Origin of the sequence: Xanthomonas arboricola, from assembly GCF_002940665.1 — a bacterium.
Classification (GTDB): domain Bacteria; phylum Pseudomonadota; class Gammaproteobacteria; order Xanthomonadales; family Xanthomonadaceae; genus Xanthomonas; species Xanthomonas arboricola_B.
Genome location: NZ_MIGY01000002.1, coordinates 145,825 through 163,425, shown reverse-complemented (window position 1 = coordinate 163,425; position 17,601 = coordinate 145,825). Strand labels below are relative to the sequence as shown.

Below are 17,601 nucleotides of genomic sequence, written 5' to 3'. Positions count from 1 at the left end.
GCGCGTCTTTCCAGCCAGCGCAGGCTCTGGCGATCATGCGATGCCACCATGCCGGGCTACCAGACCCAGATTCACGAGTTGACCTTTGGGCAACTGACCTACGTCATCCGCGCACTTGCCGACAAACAGCAATACGCCGATCCGGACGAGAGTGCGGCCGATGCAGGCATTTCCTCGGCGCAATGGAGCCTGTTCGGGCAGGTCTGGCCCGCCGGTCGGCTACTGGCCGAGGCAATGGCCACGCGCCCGATCGAAGGCCGGCGCATTCTCGAACTCGGCTGCGGCCTGGGGCTGGCCAGCCTGGTCTTACGCCGGCGCGGCGCCGACGTGGTCGCCAGCGATCATCACCCGCTGGCCGAAGTGTTCCTGGCGTACAACGCCGCGCTCAACTCCCTGGACTCGGTGCCGTATCGCCGGCTCGACTGGGACGCCGGCGCACTGAACATGGGCCAGTTCGACATGATCATCGCCAGCGACGTGCTGTACGAGACCCGCCACGCCACCATGTTGGCCAGCCTCATTCCCGCGCTGGCCAGGCCTTCGTGCGAGATCGTCATCAGCGACCCGGGCCGCGGCAACGCCAACGCGCTCTCGCGCATGCTGGCCGACATCGGGTTTTCGCTGATCGCCGGCGAACGCCAGGCAGCCGCGCAGGTGGCCAAGGCACCGCGCCTGTTCGTCTACCGGCGCAACATGGACAACTGGTGGCCAGCAGGCCGCTAATCGCTCTGCCGCGTCAATCGGGTGCAGGGTATAGGCAGACAATGCGATCGGCTTGCGCGGATCGACTTTGAGCACCTTGTGCCCGCTCATGCGTATCAGCGCAGCCTGGCGCCGCGGTGCCGGCGCCTAGCCTCAGAGCCGGTATTCCTTCGGGTCCAGAAACTCGGCCAGACACGAACCCACGCGCAGCGCCTGCTCGCGCGCATCGCCGCGGTACTCACCCTGCCCCGCGCCCTCGATCGTGGCGATCGGCAAGGGGTGGTCGCGGTGATACACGAACGCCGTCGACGACCACTGGGTCTGTCCAGGGGCCTGACTTTCCATCGTTTCCACGCGGAACTCACCGCAGTAGCCGTGAATCAACGTGCGTCGAAGTGTTTTGTGCGTCATACGCGGAAGTATCGCCACGCGCAGTTGAAGACCACGTGGAAAACCACCGCGATCCGGCAGCGCGCGAGCCGACTCCAACCCCTTGGGTCACCGGACGCAATCTGCCAAGCCCATTCAAGGGCGGGCCTTACCCGCATCCGCCCTTCGGGCACATTCTCCCGAGGGGAGAAGGAACAATCAGGCGCTGCGCAGCAGCTGGAGTTTGATCAACGCACGCGCCGCCCAGAAGTCGGCGTTACAGCGCGGAGCAACACAGCAGTTCGTTTAGCCGCAGGCGACAGGTCTGCCGGCAAACGCAAGAATTCCATCCGCAGCAATCGCTGCAAAGGAGCGTCAACAAAAGAAGAAAGAGAGTTTGCACATCCGGCGACTGCCGGGAAGCCTTGCGAACGAAGGCTTGGAAATGGTGGCCGAGGACGGAATCGAACCGCCGACACGGGGATTTTCAATCCCCTGCTCTACCAACTGAGCTACTCGGCCACTATCGCAACATGCTGCCTGCGTTGCGAGGACGCGCATCATAGCGAGCAGGCGCAGTTTGAGCAAGCCTTGCGATGAACTTTGTTGCGGGCCGGCGCGGCGACGGTGCTTTCTTGCATCGGTTCACACCGCACCGAAGGCGGCATGGCCTAGCCTGCGCGGGTCCCGAGGAGATTGTCATGCGCCTGCCCCGCCTGCTGTTGTCGTTCGCCTTGCTGCTGCCGTTGATGGCCGCGGCCCAACAGCCGGTACGCGCAGTGCCGCAATTGGACATATCCCGCTACGCCGGCCAGTGGCATGAGATCGCGCATCTTCCGGTGTCGTTCCAGAAGAAGTGCCGCAGCGACATCACCGCCAGCTACACCTTGCGCGACGATGGCTTGATCGGCGTGCGCAACGGCTGCCGCGCCGCCGATGGCGAGCTGACCCAGGCCGAGGGAGTGGCACGGCCGGTCGAGGGCCGGCCCGGGCAGCTGCAGGTGCGCTTTGCGCCGGAGTGGCTGAGCTGGTTGCCGCTGGTGTGGGCCGACTACTGGGTGATCGCACTCGACCCGGACTACCAATGGGCGGTGGTCGGCGAACCGGACCGCACCTATCTGTGGATCCTGTCGCGCTCGCCACAGATGCAGCGCGCGCAGTTCGAGCAACTCAAGCGTCAGGCCACGCAGATGGGCTACGACCTGTCGCCGCTGGTCGTGGCTGCGCCATTGCGTTGACGCCAACGGCCTGAACGCGGGCCGCGCCGGGCATACTCCGCAACGCCTGCACCCGGACACGCCGTAAGGCAGCAAGGCAGCAACCGTACTGCGTAGTATTCTTGGCGCCGCCTCATCCCGCCAAGGACTTCAGTACATGCGTCGTGCCTACCGTTTCCTGATCGTCTCGCTGGCCTGTGGCCTGCTGCTGAGCGCTTGCGGCGGTGCGGTACGCCGCGTGTCCGAGCCGGCCGCCAGCATCCAGCAATTGACCGTGCGTGCCGACGGCTCCTGGTCGGTGGACCTGCGCCTGCAGAACTACAGCAGCATCCCGATGCAGTTCGAGCGCGTGGCGCTGGAGATTTCCGCCGGCGATCAGCTGGCCGGCAAGCTCGACCGGAGCGTCGGCATCTCGATCGGCCCGGAAACCGCCGACGTGGTGACCGTCAGCGTGCAGCCGACCTCGCTGGGCCGTCTCACCGTGGCCGATGTGCTCGCCGGCGGCCGCTCGCTGCCTTACTCGCTCAAGGGCACGGTGTGGGCGACGCCGCAGGACAAGAAGCAGCGCGATTTCAGCGTCGAATCGCGCAACACGCTCAGCCCGGCCCCCGGCCTCAACGGCGTGCTGCGCTGACGCGCACGCCCTCCCGCACTTGTTTGAAGGATTCCGCATGAGCAGCTACACCGCCCCGCTGACCGATTTCCGCTTCGCCCTGCACGACGTGCTTGGCGCCGAGGCTTTGTTCGCCCGGCTCGGTTATGCCGACGCCAGCACCGACATCATCGACGCCGTACTCGAAGAAGCCGGCCGCTTCACCGCGCAGGTGCTGGCGCCGCTCAACAGCATCGGCGACGAAATCGGCTGTGCCTTCGACAAGAGCACCCACGCGGTGACCACCCCGCCCGGCTTCCGTGCGGCCTACGACCAGTTCGTGGAAGGCGGCTGGAACGGCCTCACCGCCGAGACGCAGTTCGGCGGCCAGGGCATGCCGCACACGCTGGGTGTGCCATTGAGCGAAATGATCAACGCGGCCAACCTGGCCTGGGGCAACTTCCCGCTGCTGTCGCACGGCGCGATGGAAGCGCTGCGCCAGCACGGCGAAACCTGGCAGCAGGATGTCTTCCTCAAGCCGCTGATCGACGGCCGCTGGACCGGCACCATGTGCCTGACCGAGCCGCATTGCGGCACCGACCTGGGCCTGCTCAAGACCCGCGCCGAGCCCAACGCCGACGGCAGCTATGCCATCACCGGCACCAAGATCTTCATCACTGCCGGCGAGCACGATCTCACCGACAACATCGTGCATCTGGTGCTGGCCAAGTTGCCGGACGCACCGCCCGGTGCCAAGGGCATCTCGCTGTTCGTCACCCCCAAGTTCAAGGTGGACCGCGACGGCAACGTGGGCGAACGCAACGCACTGCACTGTGGCTCGATCGAGCACAAGATGGGCATCAAGGGTTCGGTGACCTGCGTGATGAACTTCGAAGGCGCGCAGGGCTACCTGGTCGGCCAGCCGCACAAGGGCCTGCAGGCCATGTTTACGATGATGAATACCGCACGCCTGAGCGTGGGCCTGCAGGGCATCGGCCTGTCCGAACGGGCGTACCAGAACGCGCTGCGCTACACCCGCGAGCGCCTGCAATCGCGCGCGCTCAGCGGCGCCAGGTTTCCCGACAAGCCGGCCGACCCGATCATCGTGCACCCGGACGTGCGCCGCATGCTGCTGACCATCAAGTCGCTGACCGAAGGCAGCCGCCTGCTGGCGCTGCACGCGGCCAGCCTGGTCGATGTGGCCCACCGCGGCACCACCGAGCAGGAACGCGCCGACGCCGAGACCCTGGTGAGCTTCCTCACTCCGATCTCCAAGGCCTGCCAGACCGAATGGTCGATCGAGAACACCTACCACGCGCTGCAGTGCTTCGGCGGCCACGGCTACATCCGCGAATACGGCATGGAGCAGCTGGCCCGCGACGCGCGCATCACCACCATCTACGAAGGCACCACCGGCATCCAGGCGCTGGACCTGATCGGCCGCAAGACCGCTGCCAGCCAGGCGGCAGGACTGAAGCTGTTCCTGGCCGATGTCGAACGCTTCGCCAATGCGCAGCAGGACGCGGCGGCGCTGGCCGAGTTCATCAAGCCGCTGCGCGACAAGTGCAGCGAGTGGGCGATGCTGACCCGCGATGTGCTCGATCGCGCCGCCCGCAACCCGGACGAACTCGGTGCCGCCAGCTACGACTACCTGTTCTATTCCGGCTATGTGGTGCTTGCGTACTGGTGGGCGCGCAGCGTGGCCGCTGCCGATGCTTCCGCGCACAGCGAGGAGTTCAAGCGCGCCAAGCGCGAAACCGCCCGCTTCTACTTCGCACGCGTGCTGCCGCGCACGCTGACCCATGCCGCCACCATCCGCAGCGGCGCAGCGCCGTTGATGACGCTGGACGCGGAGTTGTTCGGCGAAGCCTGAGCAAGCGCCATCATCGCGGCCAGGGCCGCTGTCGTAGCGGCCCTGGCCGCGACGAGGCGGTACCGATCGGCGAGACGTCGCGCCCGGGTGCGCTCCTACGGCAACACCGCAGGATTCCGCCACCGTCGTAGGAGCGGACCTGGCCGCGACGAGGCAGTACCGATCGGCGAGACGTCGCGCCCGGGTGCGCTCCTATAGCAACACCCCAGGATTCCGCCGCTGTCGTAGGAGCGGACCTGGCCGCGACGAGGCAGTACCGATCGGCGAGACGTCGCGCCCGGGTGTGCTCCTATGGCAACACCCCAGGATTCTGCCGCTGTCGTAGGAGCGGACCTGGCCGCGACGAGGCGGTACCGCTCGGCGAGACGTCGCGCCCGGGTGCGCTCCTACGGACAAGGCCTGCAACGCGTCCGAAGATGGGTGACGCAGCGCTGCCGGGGCGGCTGGGCGGGGACGTGCCGACCCCTGATTGCAAGACGCGCGCCAAAGCCGTTCGCTGCGATACACAAACTGTCAACGATCGGGTATAAGCTGTTTTCCCGATGGAGACAGACACGCACGCAGGTGATGTGATCGTCCCCGGAGGCTCCTCAGCCCCGGTCGCGGGCAGCGCTGTCGCTGCAATCCAGCAACTTCCCACCTTGCGCCTGCTTTCGCTCGATGCGCATGGTCGCGTACTGGACTGGATCAACTGGCAGGACGCCGCCTGCCTGTACGCACGCGGTGCGGTGTCCTGGACCCTGGGCGAGCCCTGCATGGAGATCCACGGCGGCATGTCGCGGCTCACCGGCGAGCGCAGCACGCTGGCATTGCATCCCATCATCGCCGCACGCGGGCATGCCCGTTCGCGCGCGCTGGACCCGACGCCGACCCTCAGCAACACCGCCCTGTTCGCGCGCGACTCGCAGTTGTGCATGTATTGCGGCCAGCACTTCAGTCGCCCGCAGCTGACCCGCGATCACGTCATGCCGGTCTCCAAGGGTGGCCGCGACAGCTGGGAGAACGTGGTCACCGCCTGCTTCCAGTGCAACTCGCGCAAGGCCAACCGGACGCCACAGCAGGCGCATATGCCGCTGCTGGCCGTGCCGTACCGGCCGAGCTGGATCGAACATCTGATCCTGTCCAACCGCAACATCCTCTCCGACCAGATGGCGTTCCTGCGCGCGCAGTTACCCAAGCGCTCGAAACTGTCGTTGTAGTCCGCCATGCCGGCTCGGCGCGATGTTCCGGCTTGAGCGCCAAGTACCAGCGTTGGCAACGGCTGACAGAGAGAAGACATCGTCGACGGTGTCGAACGCGTCGTTTCACAACGACGCATAGCCTTGCATGGCCTCGCACCTGTTCTCCCCCATGCGCCGGCTCAACCCGCGAGCAATACGAAGGCCAGGCAACATCCCTGGCACGTGCCGCAGGCCCCTGACCCGGGTGCGGCAGATTGCCGCAGCCCCGGGAACCCGGCGCGTACCTGCGCTGCCAGCGCGCTCGGCCATCACTTCCCGCTGACAGCTGAACCGGTTTGCTTGCCGGGCCTTCGCATGGGGAGGACAATACGGCTTCAGAACATTGACACGATGATGATCGACTCCATCCGCTATCCGCGCCTGTCCCGCATCCAGACCCCCGACGATCTGCGCACTTTCGACGAGGCCGATCTGACCGCGATCGCCGAAGAGCTGCGCGCCTACCTCATCGAATCGGTGGGCAAGAGCGGCGGGCATTTCGCGGCCGGCCTGGGCGTGATCGAACTCACCGTCGCCCTGCACTACCTGTATCAGACCCCGGTCGATCAGCTGGTGTGGGATGTGGGCCATCAGACCTATCCGCACAAGATCCTTACCGGCCGCCGCGACCAGATCCACACGGTCAAGCAAAAGGACGGCGTGGCGCCGTTCCCCAAGCGCGAAGAGAGCGTCTACGACACCTTCGGCGTCGGGCATTCCTCGACTTCGATCTCGGCCGCGCTGGGCATGGCGATCGCCGCGCAGCGCAGTGGCGACGAGCGCAAGGTGGTGGCGGTAATCGGCGACGGCGCAATGACCGCCGGCATGGTCTACGAGGCGCTCAACCATGCCGGCGGCATGGACCCGGAGCCGAACCTGCTGGTGATCCTCAACGACAACCGCATGTCGATCTCCGAAGCGGTCGGCGGGCTGACCAAGATGCTGGGGCGTGCCAGCGGCAGCCGCACCCTCAACGCCATCCGCGAGGGCGGCAAGAAGATCCTCGGCGACAAGAAGAACAACCCCACCGCGCGCTTCGTGCGGCGTTGGGAAGAACACTGGAAGGGCATGTTCGTGCCGTCCACGCTGTTCGAGGAAATGGGCTTCCACTACACCGGCCCGATCGACGGCCACGACCTGCCCGGCCTGGTCGGCGCCCTGAAGACCTTGAAGACGCTCAAGGGCCCGCAGCTGCTGCACGTGATCACCACCAAGGGCAAGGGCTACGAACTGGCCGAAGGCGACCAGATCGGTTACCACGCCGTGGGCCCATTCGATCCGAGCAAGGGCCTGGTCGCCAAGGCCGGCGTCAAGAAGCCGACCTATACCGATGTCTTCAGCGACTGGGTCTGCGACATGGCCGCGGCCGAGCCCAAGCTGCTGGTGATCACCCCGGCGATGCGCGAGGGCTCGGGCCTGGTGCGTTTCAGCAAGGAATATCCGCAGCGCTATTTCGACGTGGCGATCGCCGAGCAACACGCGGTGACGCTGGCCGCCGGCATGGCGACCCAGGGCGCCAAACCGGTGGTGGCGATCTACTCCACCTTCCTGCAGCGCGGCTACGACCAACTGGTGCACGATGTAGCGGTGCAGAAGCTCGACGTGCTGTTCGCGATCGACCGCGGCGGCGTGGTCGGCCCGGATGGCGCCACCCATGCCGGCAACCTGGACCTGAGCTTCCTGCGCTGCGTCCCGCACATGGTGGTGATGGCGCCGGCCGACGAGGCCGAATGCCGTCAGATGCTCACCACCGGCGTGCGTTACGAAGGCCCGGCGGCAGTGCGTTACCCGCGCGGCACCGGCCCGGGCAGCGCACTCGATGCATCGCTCACCAGCCTGCCGATCGGCAAGGCGCAGCTGCGTCACAGCGGCACACGCATCGCCCTGCTGGGTTTCGGCGCCAGCGTGGACGCCGCAGAAGCGGTCGGCCGCGAACTCGGCCTGACCGTGGTCAACATGCGCTTTGTCAAACCGCTCGATAAAGCCATGCTGCTGGAGCTGGCCAAGAGCCACGAGGGCTTGGTCACCATCGAGGACAACGTCGTTGCCGGCGGCGCCGGCTCCGGCGTGGCCGAACTGCTCAACGCCGAAGCGGTCACCATGCCGATGCTGCACCTGGGCCTGCCGGACAGCTTCCAGCATCACGCCAGCCGCGAAGACCTGCTGGCCGAGGCCGGCATCGACCAGGCCGGCATCCGCGCCGCCGTGCTCAAGCGCTGGCCGCAGCTGATGGCAGGCAAGCCGCCCGCGTTGAATGCCGCTGCAGGCTGAGGCCTGCGCGGGTCACCCACGGTGGCAGTTGCGGCAGGCGGTTGCAGAATCGCCTGCCTGTGCCGGTAATGCCGTATGCCGCGTGCTGACGCTGATGCGTTGACCCGCAACACGACCGATCCCGCGCGATAACGCATCAGACCTGCGGCACCGCCCCGGTGCGTGCAAACGCCTCCACCAGCCGCAGGATGCGCGCCTGCGCATCGATGTCATGCAGCTCTGCCTGCAATCTGCGCACGCCCGCCGGCAGCTCGGTGGCGGCAAGTGCCTCGCGCAACAGCGCAGGCAGGCCGTCCAGCTCGCGCAGCCACCACGACGCACCTGCGCTGTGCAGACGCGCGGCATGGTCGAACTGATCGTAATCCAGCGGGTAGACGATCGACGGCAAGCCCGCGGCCAGGCAGGCATACAGGATGCCGGCACCGCCATGGTGGACCACCAGGTCGTAGCGATGCAGCTGCTGCGCGTAGTCCACGTACGGCAGGCGCTGGTAGTTGCCGTGCGTCTGCGCTGGCGGCGCAGCGGTATCGCCATCGCTGAAGTGGAAGATCACCTGCGGAAGCTGCACTGCGACGGCGCGCAGCACCTGGTCCATCCGCTGCTTGACCCATTGCAGATGCGTGCCCAGCGTCACCAGCACATGCCGACGACCGGGAACGAACTGCGGCGGCGCAACCGCCGCGGGCGGCGTGCACAGCTGCGGCCCGACGAAGCGCACCGCCGCCGGCCAGCGCCGCGCCAACTCGAACGACGGCAGCCCCAGGGCCAGGATGCAGTGCGGCGAATACACCGCCTCGCTGCGATCGCTGCGATAGATCGCCGGCAATCCGGATGCGCGCATCTGACGGCGGTAACACAGGTGCAGGCTCCGTTTGAAGCCACGCGTCAGCCGCCGCGCCATCGCCTGCCAGATCCGCTGCGCTGCCGTGGATGGCGGAAGCAGACCGCCGAAATACGCCGGAGGCCCGTCGCCGGTTTCGATCACGCATGGCGACGGCATGCTGGTCCACCAGGCGATCCCCATCGCCTGCGCTGCCAGACCCGCGCTGGGCAGGGTGAAATCGGCGATCACCAGGTCCGGCCTCCGCTCGCGCCCGCGCTGCCGTACCGCATCGCCTACCCGCGCCATCAGGCCAAGCGCGCTGTGCAACTGTCGGCGCAGCCGCAAGGGATTGTGGCCTACCGCATGCGGTGGATTGGCGATATCGAGCAACTGCCGGTCGGCTTGCGCATCCAGCACGCCGACCGCGCTCAGTCCGCATGCACGGATGCGCGCCAGTGCCGCCGGCGTGCTGATGACCTGGACATCATGATGTGGCGCCAGCTGCCGGGCGATCGCCAGGATCGGATGCAGATGCCCGCTATACGGCGGCGCGATCAGATCAATGCGCATGTTCCCTCCCCTGCACTGGCTGCTCGACCTGCGCGATAAAGGCCTGGCACTCGGCCAGCACTGCCGCATCGCGCAGATAGTGCAGATGCCCGCAGGCAGGCATCAGATCTGGCGCACCGGCGCACAGCGCACGCGAGATCCAGTCGCCGCTGCCCTGGACGACGCGCAAGTGCCCGAACGTGGCAGGCGCATTGCATACCGGGCCATAGGCGAACACCGCAAGACGCGTGCGCAGCGCCTGCGGCAGCTGCAACGCTGTCAGCAACTGCAGGCCACAGCTGCCGGCCAGCAGCACCGTTGTCGGCGCCTGCTCCAGCAGCGCCACCACGCGCGTGCGATCCGCATCGGCAACGCGTGCGGCGCGCGCGGCCAGATACTGGCGCGCGTTGGACACGCTGGCACGCCACAGCGGCATGTGCCGGTAAGTTGGACTAGCGGAGCGATACGGATAATTGCAGTCGATCAGCCGCCGCCCCGGGCCTTGCAGCTGCTGCAGAAAATGCTGCTGTTGCATGCTCAATGCGCAACTCTCCGGATCGCTTTGCCCGGTGAGGAAGGCGATCTGCAGGCTGGCGCCGTCAGTCCGCACGGAAACGCCCATCCGGCAACACGCGATAACGCCGGGTGCGCCAGCGGATCGTGCGCACCAGCGCGGCATGCAGCAGATGCAGCGGCTGCAGGCACTCCGCAACAACCGACAGCAATGGACGGTGGCGAACCGCGCCGCTCACCCGCCATTGCACCAGGCACAGCAGCAGCGCACGCAGCAGCACGGTGCCCAGCACCCAGGCCAGCGCCGGCCAGCTCGCCTGCGCGCAGGCACAGACCAGCAAGGCCAGCAGCAGCAACGGCGGCAGCCCCTGCAGCACGCCGATCGCCGAACGCACGCCGACGGTCTGCCGACGCAGCAGGATCGACGCGAACAGCATCCATCGATGCATCTGGCGTGCGTAGCTGGCCAGATCCGGCATCGCGGTGCGCATCGCCACCGGTGCGACGGATTGGCGGAGTCGCCCGCCGCGCTCACGCACCAAGGTGGCAATGGCCAGATCGTCGGTGAGCTGCTGCAGTAACGCGGCAAACCCGCCCCAGGCACGCAGTTGCTCGGTACGCGCGGCATAGCACATGCCGTTGATGGTCAGCGGCGCGGCGAACGGCAACCAGCCCAGATAGGTCAGTGCCGCATTGTTATTGACGAACTGCGACAACAGCCGGCCTGGCAGCGTGGCGCTGTCCTGGTAGTACGGCAGCGCGGTGACCATGTCGGCGTCGGTCAGATCCTGCAGCAGGCGTGCGAGCGCGCTGGCGCTCAGCTGTGCATCGTCGTCGAGGATCAGGCTGATCGGCGCGCGCACATGCGCCAGCGCGTGCTCGAGCTTCCAGGCCTTGGGGTTGATGCCGGCTGGCGCGGCCGGCACCCGCATGCGCTGGATGCGTGCATGCGGATGCAGCGCGACCAAGGCATCGGCAACGCTATTTCCCGGGATGTCGTCTGCATCCAGCAACCAGACAAACTGCGCGTCCGGCAGCGCTTGCAGGTTGGCCGCAAGCACCTGCTGCAAATGCGCATCGCCCCCCAGCACCGGCTGCAGAATCGCCACCTCGGCCTGGGTTGCGGTGGCGCCACCCGATGGCAGTGCGCGTGCACCACGCAGCACCCACAGCACTGCAGCCGTCTTGACCATCAGCACCGCCAGGTAGGCAGCTGCCACTATCGGAACGACTACGCCCACTGCGCCGCCTGCCAACGCACGAATGCCTCGATGCCTTGCTCCAGACTGACGCTGGGCGGCCCGAGATCGGCGAGCGTGCGTCGTGGGTCGAAGGTCTTGGAATAGGCGAACGCACCCACGCCGAAGCGCGTGATCGGCGGCTCGCCGCGTAGGCGCAGCACGCGATAAGCCGCTTCCACCACGCTGGCCATACGCAGTGCGGTGGCGATGCGCACTTCCCGTTGCGGCAGCGGTAGCTGCAGGCGCGTGAGCAAGTCCAACAGCAACTGCTGCAGATCCACCGGCTGCGCATTGGTGAGGTTGTAGGCCGGCTGCAACTGCGGCGCGGTCGCCGCGCGATAGAGGTAATCGCACAGCGTATCGATGTAGATCAGGTCGCCGATCACCGGCTGCGTCTGGCCGACGAAGTGCGGCAGCGCCCCCTTGCGCGCAGCGGCGATCACCCGCGGGAACAGCACCGTGTCTCCCGGCCCGAACACCGCACGCGGGCGAAGCACGGCTTTGTCGCCCGGATACTGCTGCAGCAGCGTTTCGCCAAGGTATTTGGTCTGCGCGTAGGTGTTGACGAACGCCGGCCCGATCGGGCTGTCCTCGCTGAGCTCGTATTGATGCTCCTCGCGATAGAACACCGAACTGGACGACACATACAGCAGACGCGGGCAGCCATGGCGCTTGCAGAAGTCGATGACGTTGGCGGTGGCCTGGACGTTGTGCAACTGGAACTGCGCGCGCGTGCCCCACGGCGAGGCCAATGCCGCAGCGTGGATCACCACATCCGGCTGCCACTGCAACGAGAACGGCTGGCTCAGATCGATGCGATGGTAGTTGGGCAGCTCGCTGGCGCGGCGACCGATGCCGTGGATCTCCACACCCGGCTGCCCCTGGAAACGTCGCAGGAAGGACCCACCGACAAAGCCGGATGCACCGGTCACGAGAATACGCAGGCTCATCGCCACTCCGGTTGATAACGGTCAAGACTGGGTTGGCAGTGCGACGGCAGGATGGCCAACTCCGGGTACGCATGCGACAGCGCGTGCAGCTGCTGCACGGTGCGCCGGAACGCGCGCCAATCGTGCATCAACAAACGTGTGGGCCAGGCAGGCCACTGCAGCGCAGACCAGGTCGCCGACGACCACACCGCGTCGGCGCACAGCAACACCTCGCGGTCGTGTTGATCGCGCAACCACAGGCCCATCTGCCCGGGCACGTGCCCGGGCAACGGCACGGCCAGCACGCTGCCGTCTTCGAACAGATCGTAGGCCGCGCCCAGGCCTTGCCAGGCGCCGGTCAGCGCACGCAACGGCGCCTGCTCGGCAAACTGCAGGCGTCGATCGAAATCCTCGGGGAGCAGCTGCGGCAACAAGGCACGCCGCAGGCCGCCGAGGCGCGAACAGCTGCGCAACTGTTGATAGTCGGCGCGCAGGCACAGGAAGCGCGCGTTAGGCAGATCGCGCAGGCCACCGACATGGTCGGCATGGAAGTGCGAAATCAGGCACCAGGCGATCTCCTCCAGCTGCACGCCACGGCGTGCCAGCTGTGCGCCCAGCGTTTCGTGCGCGGGCAGGTGCACCGGCGTGGTCCAGCGATACAGGCGCTCGGGCCAGGGATCAGTCGCGCGGAAAAAATGCTCCGCATACCCGGTGTCGTACAACAGCGCGCCGCGCTGCGGATGCCGGATCAGCACGCTCAACGCGGGAAATTCCACCGCATGCCAGTGGCCGTCCGCACGCACCATGCGCTCGCAGTGGCGGCAATGGCCGATGCGCAGCAACTCGAGCGACACGCGCGGCGGCATCAGGGCGCGACCTTGTGGGAACATGCGCACACGCCCTAGTACCGCAACACCATGCCGCCGATCGCGAGCCCGGCACCGGTGCCGAGCAGCGCAACCAGATCGCCACGCTGCACGCGTTGTTCGATCCGGGCGTGATGCAAGGCATGCGGCAGCGAGGCGGCGACCTGGTTGCCGGTGGCCCGCAGGATGCGAATCACCTGATCGGGGCGCAGCCCCAGCGCCTGCACCACATGATCCAGACCGCCCCCGGAGGCCTGGTGCGGGACCAGGCAGCGCAACGCTGCCGTGGTGGTGCCGGCCTCGCCCAGCAGCCGTTCCCAGAATGCAGGCAGATGGCGCGCCGCGAACCGGTAGGCACCGCGCCCATCCATGCTGAAGCTGCGCAAGGCATCAGGCGACTGTTCTTCGCCGCGTGGATAGCGGGTGCCGCCGCCGCGAATGCGGCACAGCTCCGCGCCGTCGCCGTAACTGGACAGGCGGCTGGACAGCAGTGCCGAGCCGTCATCGGCGGCGCTGCGCCCCACGACCACCGCGGCCGCGCCATCGCCAAACAAGCCGGCGGTGGCCGGCGTCGATGCATCCAGCCCGCCCGATGCCACCTCGCTGGAAACGATCAACACGCACCGGTAGCGCCCGAGCGCCAACGCATTCGCGGCCAGGTCCAGCGCCACCAGAAAGCTCAGGCAGGTCGCATTGACGTCGAAGGCCGGAATGCCCGAATCGCCCAGCCCGAGCGCGCGCTGGATCAGCACCGCCTGGCAGGGAATCGGCTGCTCCATGACGCTGCAGGCCGAGATCAGGCAATCGATCTGACCGGGGTCGATGCCCGCGCTTGCCAGCGCCTGGGTCGCCGCCGCCGCACCCATCGACGAAGCCGTCTCGCCCTCGCCCACGTAATGGCGCGTGGCCACTCCCGAGCGCGCGAAGGTGGTGCCTGCCGGCAGCTGCCAGCGTTGATCCAGCTGTTGCGAGGTCACCTCCGTGGCGGGGACGTGGCGCCCGGTGCCCAGGATGCGCAGCGGCAATGCGTTCAACACGGAGGTCTCGTTGGACAAGGCGCGCAGCATACCGTGGCTGGCGTGGGCCGAGCCGATCGATCGCCGGCGCGCGCAATATGCGCATCGCCTGCCTGCGAGGACGGCGATCGGTCAGTCGATCGCCACCTCTTTCCAGACCACAACCGCCGGAAAGTCGTGCCGACGTGTCAAGGCGCTTCCACCGCATATCCCAGTGCCTGCAAGCGCGCCAGATAGCCATCGGCTGCGGTCAGCCGGCTGATCGGCAGCACCGCGAAGGTGCTGCGATTGCGTTGCAGCGCGGTGGTGGCGATGCTCAGCCAGTGCTCGCGCATGCGCCGTTCCATATCGTCGATGCCGCGCTTCCTGGCGGCGCCGGAACTGGCCATGGCGCTCATGCAGGCAGCCTGCGGATCCTCGCGTGGCAACTGGCGCAGTGCCTCGATGTCGCCCACCGACCAGGCGTTGGCGCGCTCGACCATCGTGGGCAGGTCGCGCTCGACGGTGACCAGGATGCTGCGAAAGCACGCGGTGTCGTCCATGCCACCGGCGCGGAACTCCTTGATGGCCTGGCGCGGGTCGGCGATCTTGTAATCCAGCGCGGTGGGCGTCGGCTTGATCCCGGCGCGCTTGGCGGCACGTTCCACCACCGACCAGATCACCGGCGAGCGCGCCAGGCCGGAGCGTTTGATCGCCGCCTGATACAACTCGCCGGCGGCAAGCATCGGGCGCTTGCGCTCCACCCCACGGTCGCTGCCGAGATAGCGTGCCTTGGCAACCGACCAGCGCGCATACAGCTCGGCCGGCAGCAGCTCGCGCAGTTCGCGGCCGTCCTCGTTCTTCATCGCCTTCATCGCCGCCGGCAGCAGGGTCAGTTTGCCGAAGAACCCCATGTCCGCATCGATCTGGACGGTCGGGGCCATCAGCACCTGCTGCGACTGGCCGATGATCGTTTCCACCTCGGCCGACTGCCACTGCAGCCGCTTCGGCAGCGGCGACACGGTACCCAGGATCCACAGCACATGATCGCCCTTGCTGACCTTCCACAGGCCCGGGCCGGGTTGCACGCCGCGCACCACCATCGCTTCCAGATCGACCACGGCCGGCGGCGAGGGCGCGGCCGGCTGCGGCGTCGTGCCATCGCTGGCCGACGCCAGCAACGACACCAGCATCATTCCCACGCCCCACCCCGCCCGCTGGCCTCGCATCACGTCTCGCCCCCTGTGTGAGAACGCGGACACTACGCCAAGCCGGCCATGGCCGCGTTAGGGAAATGTTCGCCGCAGCCGCCGATTGCTCAGCGTGGATCCAGGCTGGCCAGGTGTGCGGCCAGCGGCGAGGCGCCGTCGAGCAGCGCGAATCCTTCCCAGACGAATCCCGGCGAGACCGTGCAGCCCACCAGGGTGAAATCGCCAAGCGACCGCGCCGCCTGCCAGCACCCTGCCGGCACCACGTGCATCGGCTCACCGCGCTCGGCAGCATCCAGGATCAGGCGTTGCAGCTGCCCGCTGGCCTCGTCGTAGATCGACAGCTCCAGCGCATCGCCCTGCTGCCAATGCCAGCTCTCTTCCGCATCGACGCGATGCCAGGCGCTGGATTCGCCGGCAGCGAGCAGGAAGCGGATGGCGGTCAGCGCCGGGCGCGGCTGACTGCCGTCTGTCACCTGGCGAGCCGACGCATACACGCGACGGAAATGCCCGCCTTCCGGATGCGGGGCGAGTTCGAGCGAACGGATCAGGCTGGCGGCGGTTGGATGCATGCCTACATGCTAAGCCAGCCAACGCCGCGCATGCATCACGGCAGGTGCTTGCCCGCACGCAGGCAGGTGCGGAAGAACACCAGCAGATCCCAGCTATAGCGCTTGAGCAGGCGACGCGGCTCGTTGAGCAGCCGGTACATCCATTCCATATGCAGGCGCCGTACCCAATCCGGCGCGCGCTTGGCGGTGCCGGACAGGAAATCCAGCAACGCGCCGACCCCGAACACCAACGGCACGTTCAGGGCATGGCTGTGATCCAGGATCCAGCGCTCCTGCAGCGGATTGCCGAAGGCCACCAGCAGCACATCGGCGCCCGAGCGATTGATGCGCTCGGCCAGGCCCTCGCCGGCGGCTGCAAATTCGCCGTAGCCGTCGCACATGCCCACCACCTGCTGGCCGAGGGTTCCGGTCAAGGTCGCGGCAGCGGTCTTGCCCACGCCCGGACGACCGCCGAGCAGGAAGAACTTGAGTGGCTGCGCGGCCTCACGACACAGATACGGAATCAGGTCGGTGCCATTGAGGTTGCCGGCAAAGCGCCGACCATGGATCAGGCGTGCTGCCAGATCCATGCCGATGCCGTCATTGACGATGCGCACGCTGGGCTCACGCATCCGCAGCCGCAGTGCCTGGCATTGCACGATGAAATTGGTGTTGGCAAAAAACACCCGGCGTGGTTGCCGGGCGGCCAATGCGTGAAACAACTCCAGTGCAAACGCTTCCTGCGTGGTGGAGAGCACCGGAAATCCGCCGAGCGGAATCACCACGCCCTGCGGTATCGCCAAGTTGGCGGTTGCTGTCGTCTCCGTATCCACGTGCCGGCCCTGCATCATCGAATCACCAAAGATCGTAAGGGAACGCGGCCAGCAGCCCGGCCTGCAGTTTCTCCAGGTCGAAATCACCGTTGCCGCCAAGCTTCAGACACTCTTCCACGCTGTTGCCGGAGTGCCACTGCATGCGTCCGGTGCCGTTGTAGTAGTCGTCGTACTTGAAGCGATCCTCGCCGTTACCCCAATCCAGGTAAACGGCCGGAATCCCGTACGCCTCGGCAAGAATCAGCCCATGCAGCGAGCTGCTGATCACCAACTCGGCGCCCAGCAACGCGCTCATGAACGTCGCAGGCTTGACGTTGGGAAACACCAGATGATCCGCGTAGGCGCTGTACTTCTCGACCGGTTCGTTGAAATGCGGAACGATGGCGAAGGGGCGCTTGTTCGCCGTTCCCAGCGCATCGGCGGGGAAAAACATCGGGGTCAGCAGACCGGGGTCGCCGTAGACCTCCGGCACCGCGATCCCGCGATCGAGCAGGAATTGACGCGTCTTCGGGCCACGCACCGCACGCACATCGAGGGTGCTGAAGGTATTTCGCTCGGCGGGAATCTTGCCGTTGATGCCGCTGCCCCAGACGGTGTCGCCGTCCTTGGCGAAATGCAGCACCGACCCGATGGCAATCAGCTTCTTGCTGAGATCGCGCTTCTCGATCAGCGTCTTGTCCTGCAAGGAGAGCACGCAGGACACAATCACCTTGGACAGATGATCGCCCATGTTGACGCCGGCGTTCTTCGGCTGCCACCAGAACAAGGCACGGCGCTCCGCATGTTCGATCCATTTCTGCAGCAAAGCATTGGCCATAACGAGCAGTCTCCTAAAGTTGGGTGCGCGGC

The 17,601-nt window shown here is 66.8% G+C and carries 17 protein-coding genes and 1 tRNA gene; 6 read left to right on the top strand and 12 right to left on the bottom strand.

Annotated elements, in window-relative coordinates; translation table 11 throughout:
- Positions 1-48 precede the first annotated feature (48 nt).
- Positions 49-723, top strand: coding sequence for a class I SAM-dependent methyltransferase (locus tag XarjCFBP7645_RS07615; protein WP_104536940.1), 675 nt, complete (start codon positions 49-51; stop codon positions 721-723).
- A 132-nt stretch (positions 724-855) separates the two neighbouring features.
- Here XarjCFBP7645_RS07615 and XarjCFBP7645_RS07610 read toward each other — a convergent pair whose 3' ends face one another.
- Together XarjCFBP7645_RS07610 and XarjCFBP7645_RS07605 are read right to left on the bottom strand one after the other, a co-directional pair.
- Positions 856-1,113 carry a hypothetical protein gene (locus XarjCFBP7645_RS07610; RefSeq protein ID WP_104536938.1) on the bottom strand — a complete coding sequence of 86 codons (258 nt, stop codon included), beginning with the start codon at positions 1,111-1,113 and terminating at the stop codon, positions 856-858.
- Between the two features lie 404 nt (positions 1,114-1,517).
- A tRNA-Phe gene (locus XarjCFBP7645_RS07605) sits at positions 1,518-1,593 on the bottom strand.
- 179 nt (positions 1,594-1,772) lie between these two features.
- On the opposite strand from XarjCFBP7645_RS07605, the gene XarjCFBP7645_RS07600 reads away from it, so the two are divergent.
- From XarjCFBP7645_RS07600 to dxs, 5 genes are all read left to right on the top strand, one after another.
- Entirely contained in the window at positions 1,773-2,309 is a 537-nt protein-coding gene (locus tag XarjCFBP7645_RS07600) for a lipocalin family protein (protein WP_104536936.1), read from the top strand.
- Positions 2,310-2,445: 136 nt separating this feature from the next.
- Entirely contained in the window at positions 2,446-2,922 is a 477-nt protein-coding gene (locus XarjCFBP7645_RS07595) for an LEA type 2 family protein (protein ID WP_104536934.1), read from the top strand.
- A 37-nt stretch (positions 2,923-2,959) separates the two neighbouring features.
- Positions 2,960-4,753, top strand: coding sequence for an acyl-CoA dehydrogenase C-terminal domain-containing protein (locus tag XarjCFBP7645_RS07590; protein WP_104536932.1), 1,794 nt, complete (start codon positions 2,960-2,962; stop codon positions 4,751-4,753).
- Between the two features lie 542 nt (positions 4,754-5,295).
- Positions 5,296-5,952, top strand: a complete 657-nt coding sequence (locus XarjCFBP7645_RS07585; RefSeq protein ID WP_053045183.1) for an HNH endonuclease — start codon at positions 5,296-5,298, stop codon at positions 5,950-5,952.
- A gap of 375 nt (positions 5,953-6,327) precedes the next feature.
- Complete coding sequence (gene dxs / locus XarjCFBP7645_RS07580) at positions 6,328-8,244, top strand: 1-deoxy-D-xylulose-5-phosphate synthase (RefSeq protein ID WP_039815198.1); 1,917 nt, start codon at positions 6,328-6,330, stop codon at positions 8,242-8,244.
- Positions 8,245-8,380: 136 nt separating this feature from the next.
- Here dxs and XarjCFBP7645_RS07575 read toward each other — a convergent pair whose 3' ends face one another.
- From XarjCFBP7645_RS07575 to XarjCFBP7645_RS07530, 10 genes are all read right to left on the bottom strand, one after another.
- Positions 8,381-9,637 carry a glycosyltransferase gene (locus XarjCFBP7645_RS07575; RefSeq protein WP_047124272.1) on the bottom strand — a complete coding sequence of 419 codons (1,257 nt, stop codon included), beginning with the start codon at positions 9,635-9,637 and terminating at the stop codon, positions 8,381-8,383.
- Entirely contained in the window at positions 9,627-10,238 is a 612-nt protein-coding gene (locus tag XarjCFBP7645_RS07570; protein ID WP_039815126.1) for a hypothetical protein, read from the bottom strand. Before XarjCFBP7645_RS07570 ends, XarjCFBP7645_RS07575 begins: the two co-directional genes overlap by 11 nt.
- Positions 10,216-11,370, bottom strand: a complete 1,155-nt coding sequence (locus XarjCFBP7645_RS07565; protein WP_039815199.1) for a glycosyltransferase — start codon at positions 11,368-11,370, stop codon at positions 10,216-10,218. Before XarjCFBP7645_RS07565 ends, XarjCFBP7645_RS07570 begins: the two co-directional genes overlap by 23 nt.
- The gene (locus XarjCFBP7645_RS07560; protein WP_039815128.1) at positions 11,361-12,320 is read right to left on the bottom strand and encodes an NAD-dependent epimerase/dehydratase family protein; all 960 of its coding nucleotides are present in this window, start codon (positions 12,318-12,320) and stop codon (positions 11,361-11,363) included. The genes XarjCFBP7645_RS07565 and XarjCFBP7645_RS07560 overlap by 10 nt, the downstream gene beginning before the upstream one ends.
- Entirely contained in the window at positions 12,317-13,165 is an 849-nt protein-coding gene (locus XarjCFBP7645_RS07555; protein ID WP_039815200.1) for an MBL fold metallo-hydrolase, read from the bottom strand. The genes XarjCFBP7645_RS07560 and XarjCFBP7645_RS07555 overlap by 4 nt, the downstream gene beginning before the upstream one ends.
- Before the next feature lie 35 nt (positions 13,166-13,200).
- Positions 13,201-14,232 carry a 3-oxoacyl-[acyl-carrier-protein] synthase III C-terminal domain-containing protein gene (locus XarjCFBP7645_RS07550; RefSeq protein ID WP_039815129.1) on the bottom strand — a complete coding sequence of 344 codons (1,032 nt, stop codon included), beginning with the start codon at positions 14,230-14,232 and terminating at the stop codon, positions 13,201-13,203.
- A 137-nt stretch (positions 14,233-14,369) separates the two neighbouring features.
- The gene (locus XarjCFBP7645_RS07545) at positions 14,370-15,389 is read right to left on the bottom strand and encodes a TraB/GumN family protein (protein WP_053045187.1); all 1,020 of its coding nucleotides are present in this window, start codon (positions 15,387-15,389) and stop codon (positions 14,370-14,372) included.
- 89 nt (positions 15,390-15,478) lie between these two features.
- Entirely contained in the window at positions 15,479-15,940 is a 462-nt protein-coding gene (locus XarjCFBP7645_RS07540) for a cupin domain-containing protein (protein WP_053045188.1), read from the bottom strand.
- A gap of 35 nt (positions 15,941-15,975) precedes the next feature.
- Entirely contained in the window at positions 15,976-16,770 is a 795-nt protein-coding gene (locus XarjCFBP7645_RS07535) for a WecB/TagA/CpsF family glycosyltransferase (RefSeq protein WP_104536930.1), read from the bottom strand.
- A gap of 4 nt (positions 16,771-16,774) precedes the next feature.
- On the bottom strand, positions 16,775-17,569 hold the full coding sequence (locus XarjCFBP7645_RS07530; RefSeq protein WP_039522111.1) for a polysaccharide pyruvyl transferase family protein: 795 nt from the start codon (positions 17,567-17,569) through the stop codon (positions 16,775-16,777).
- Positions 17,570-17,601: the final 32 nt, after the last annotated feature.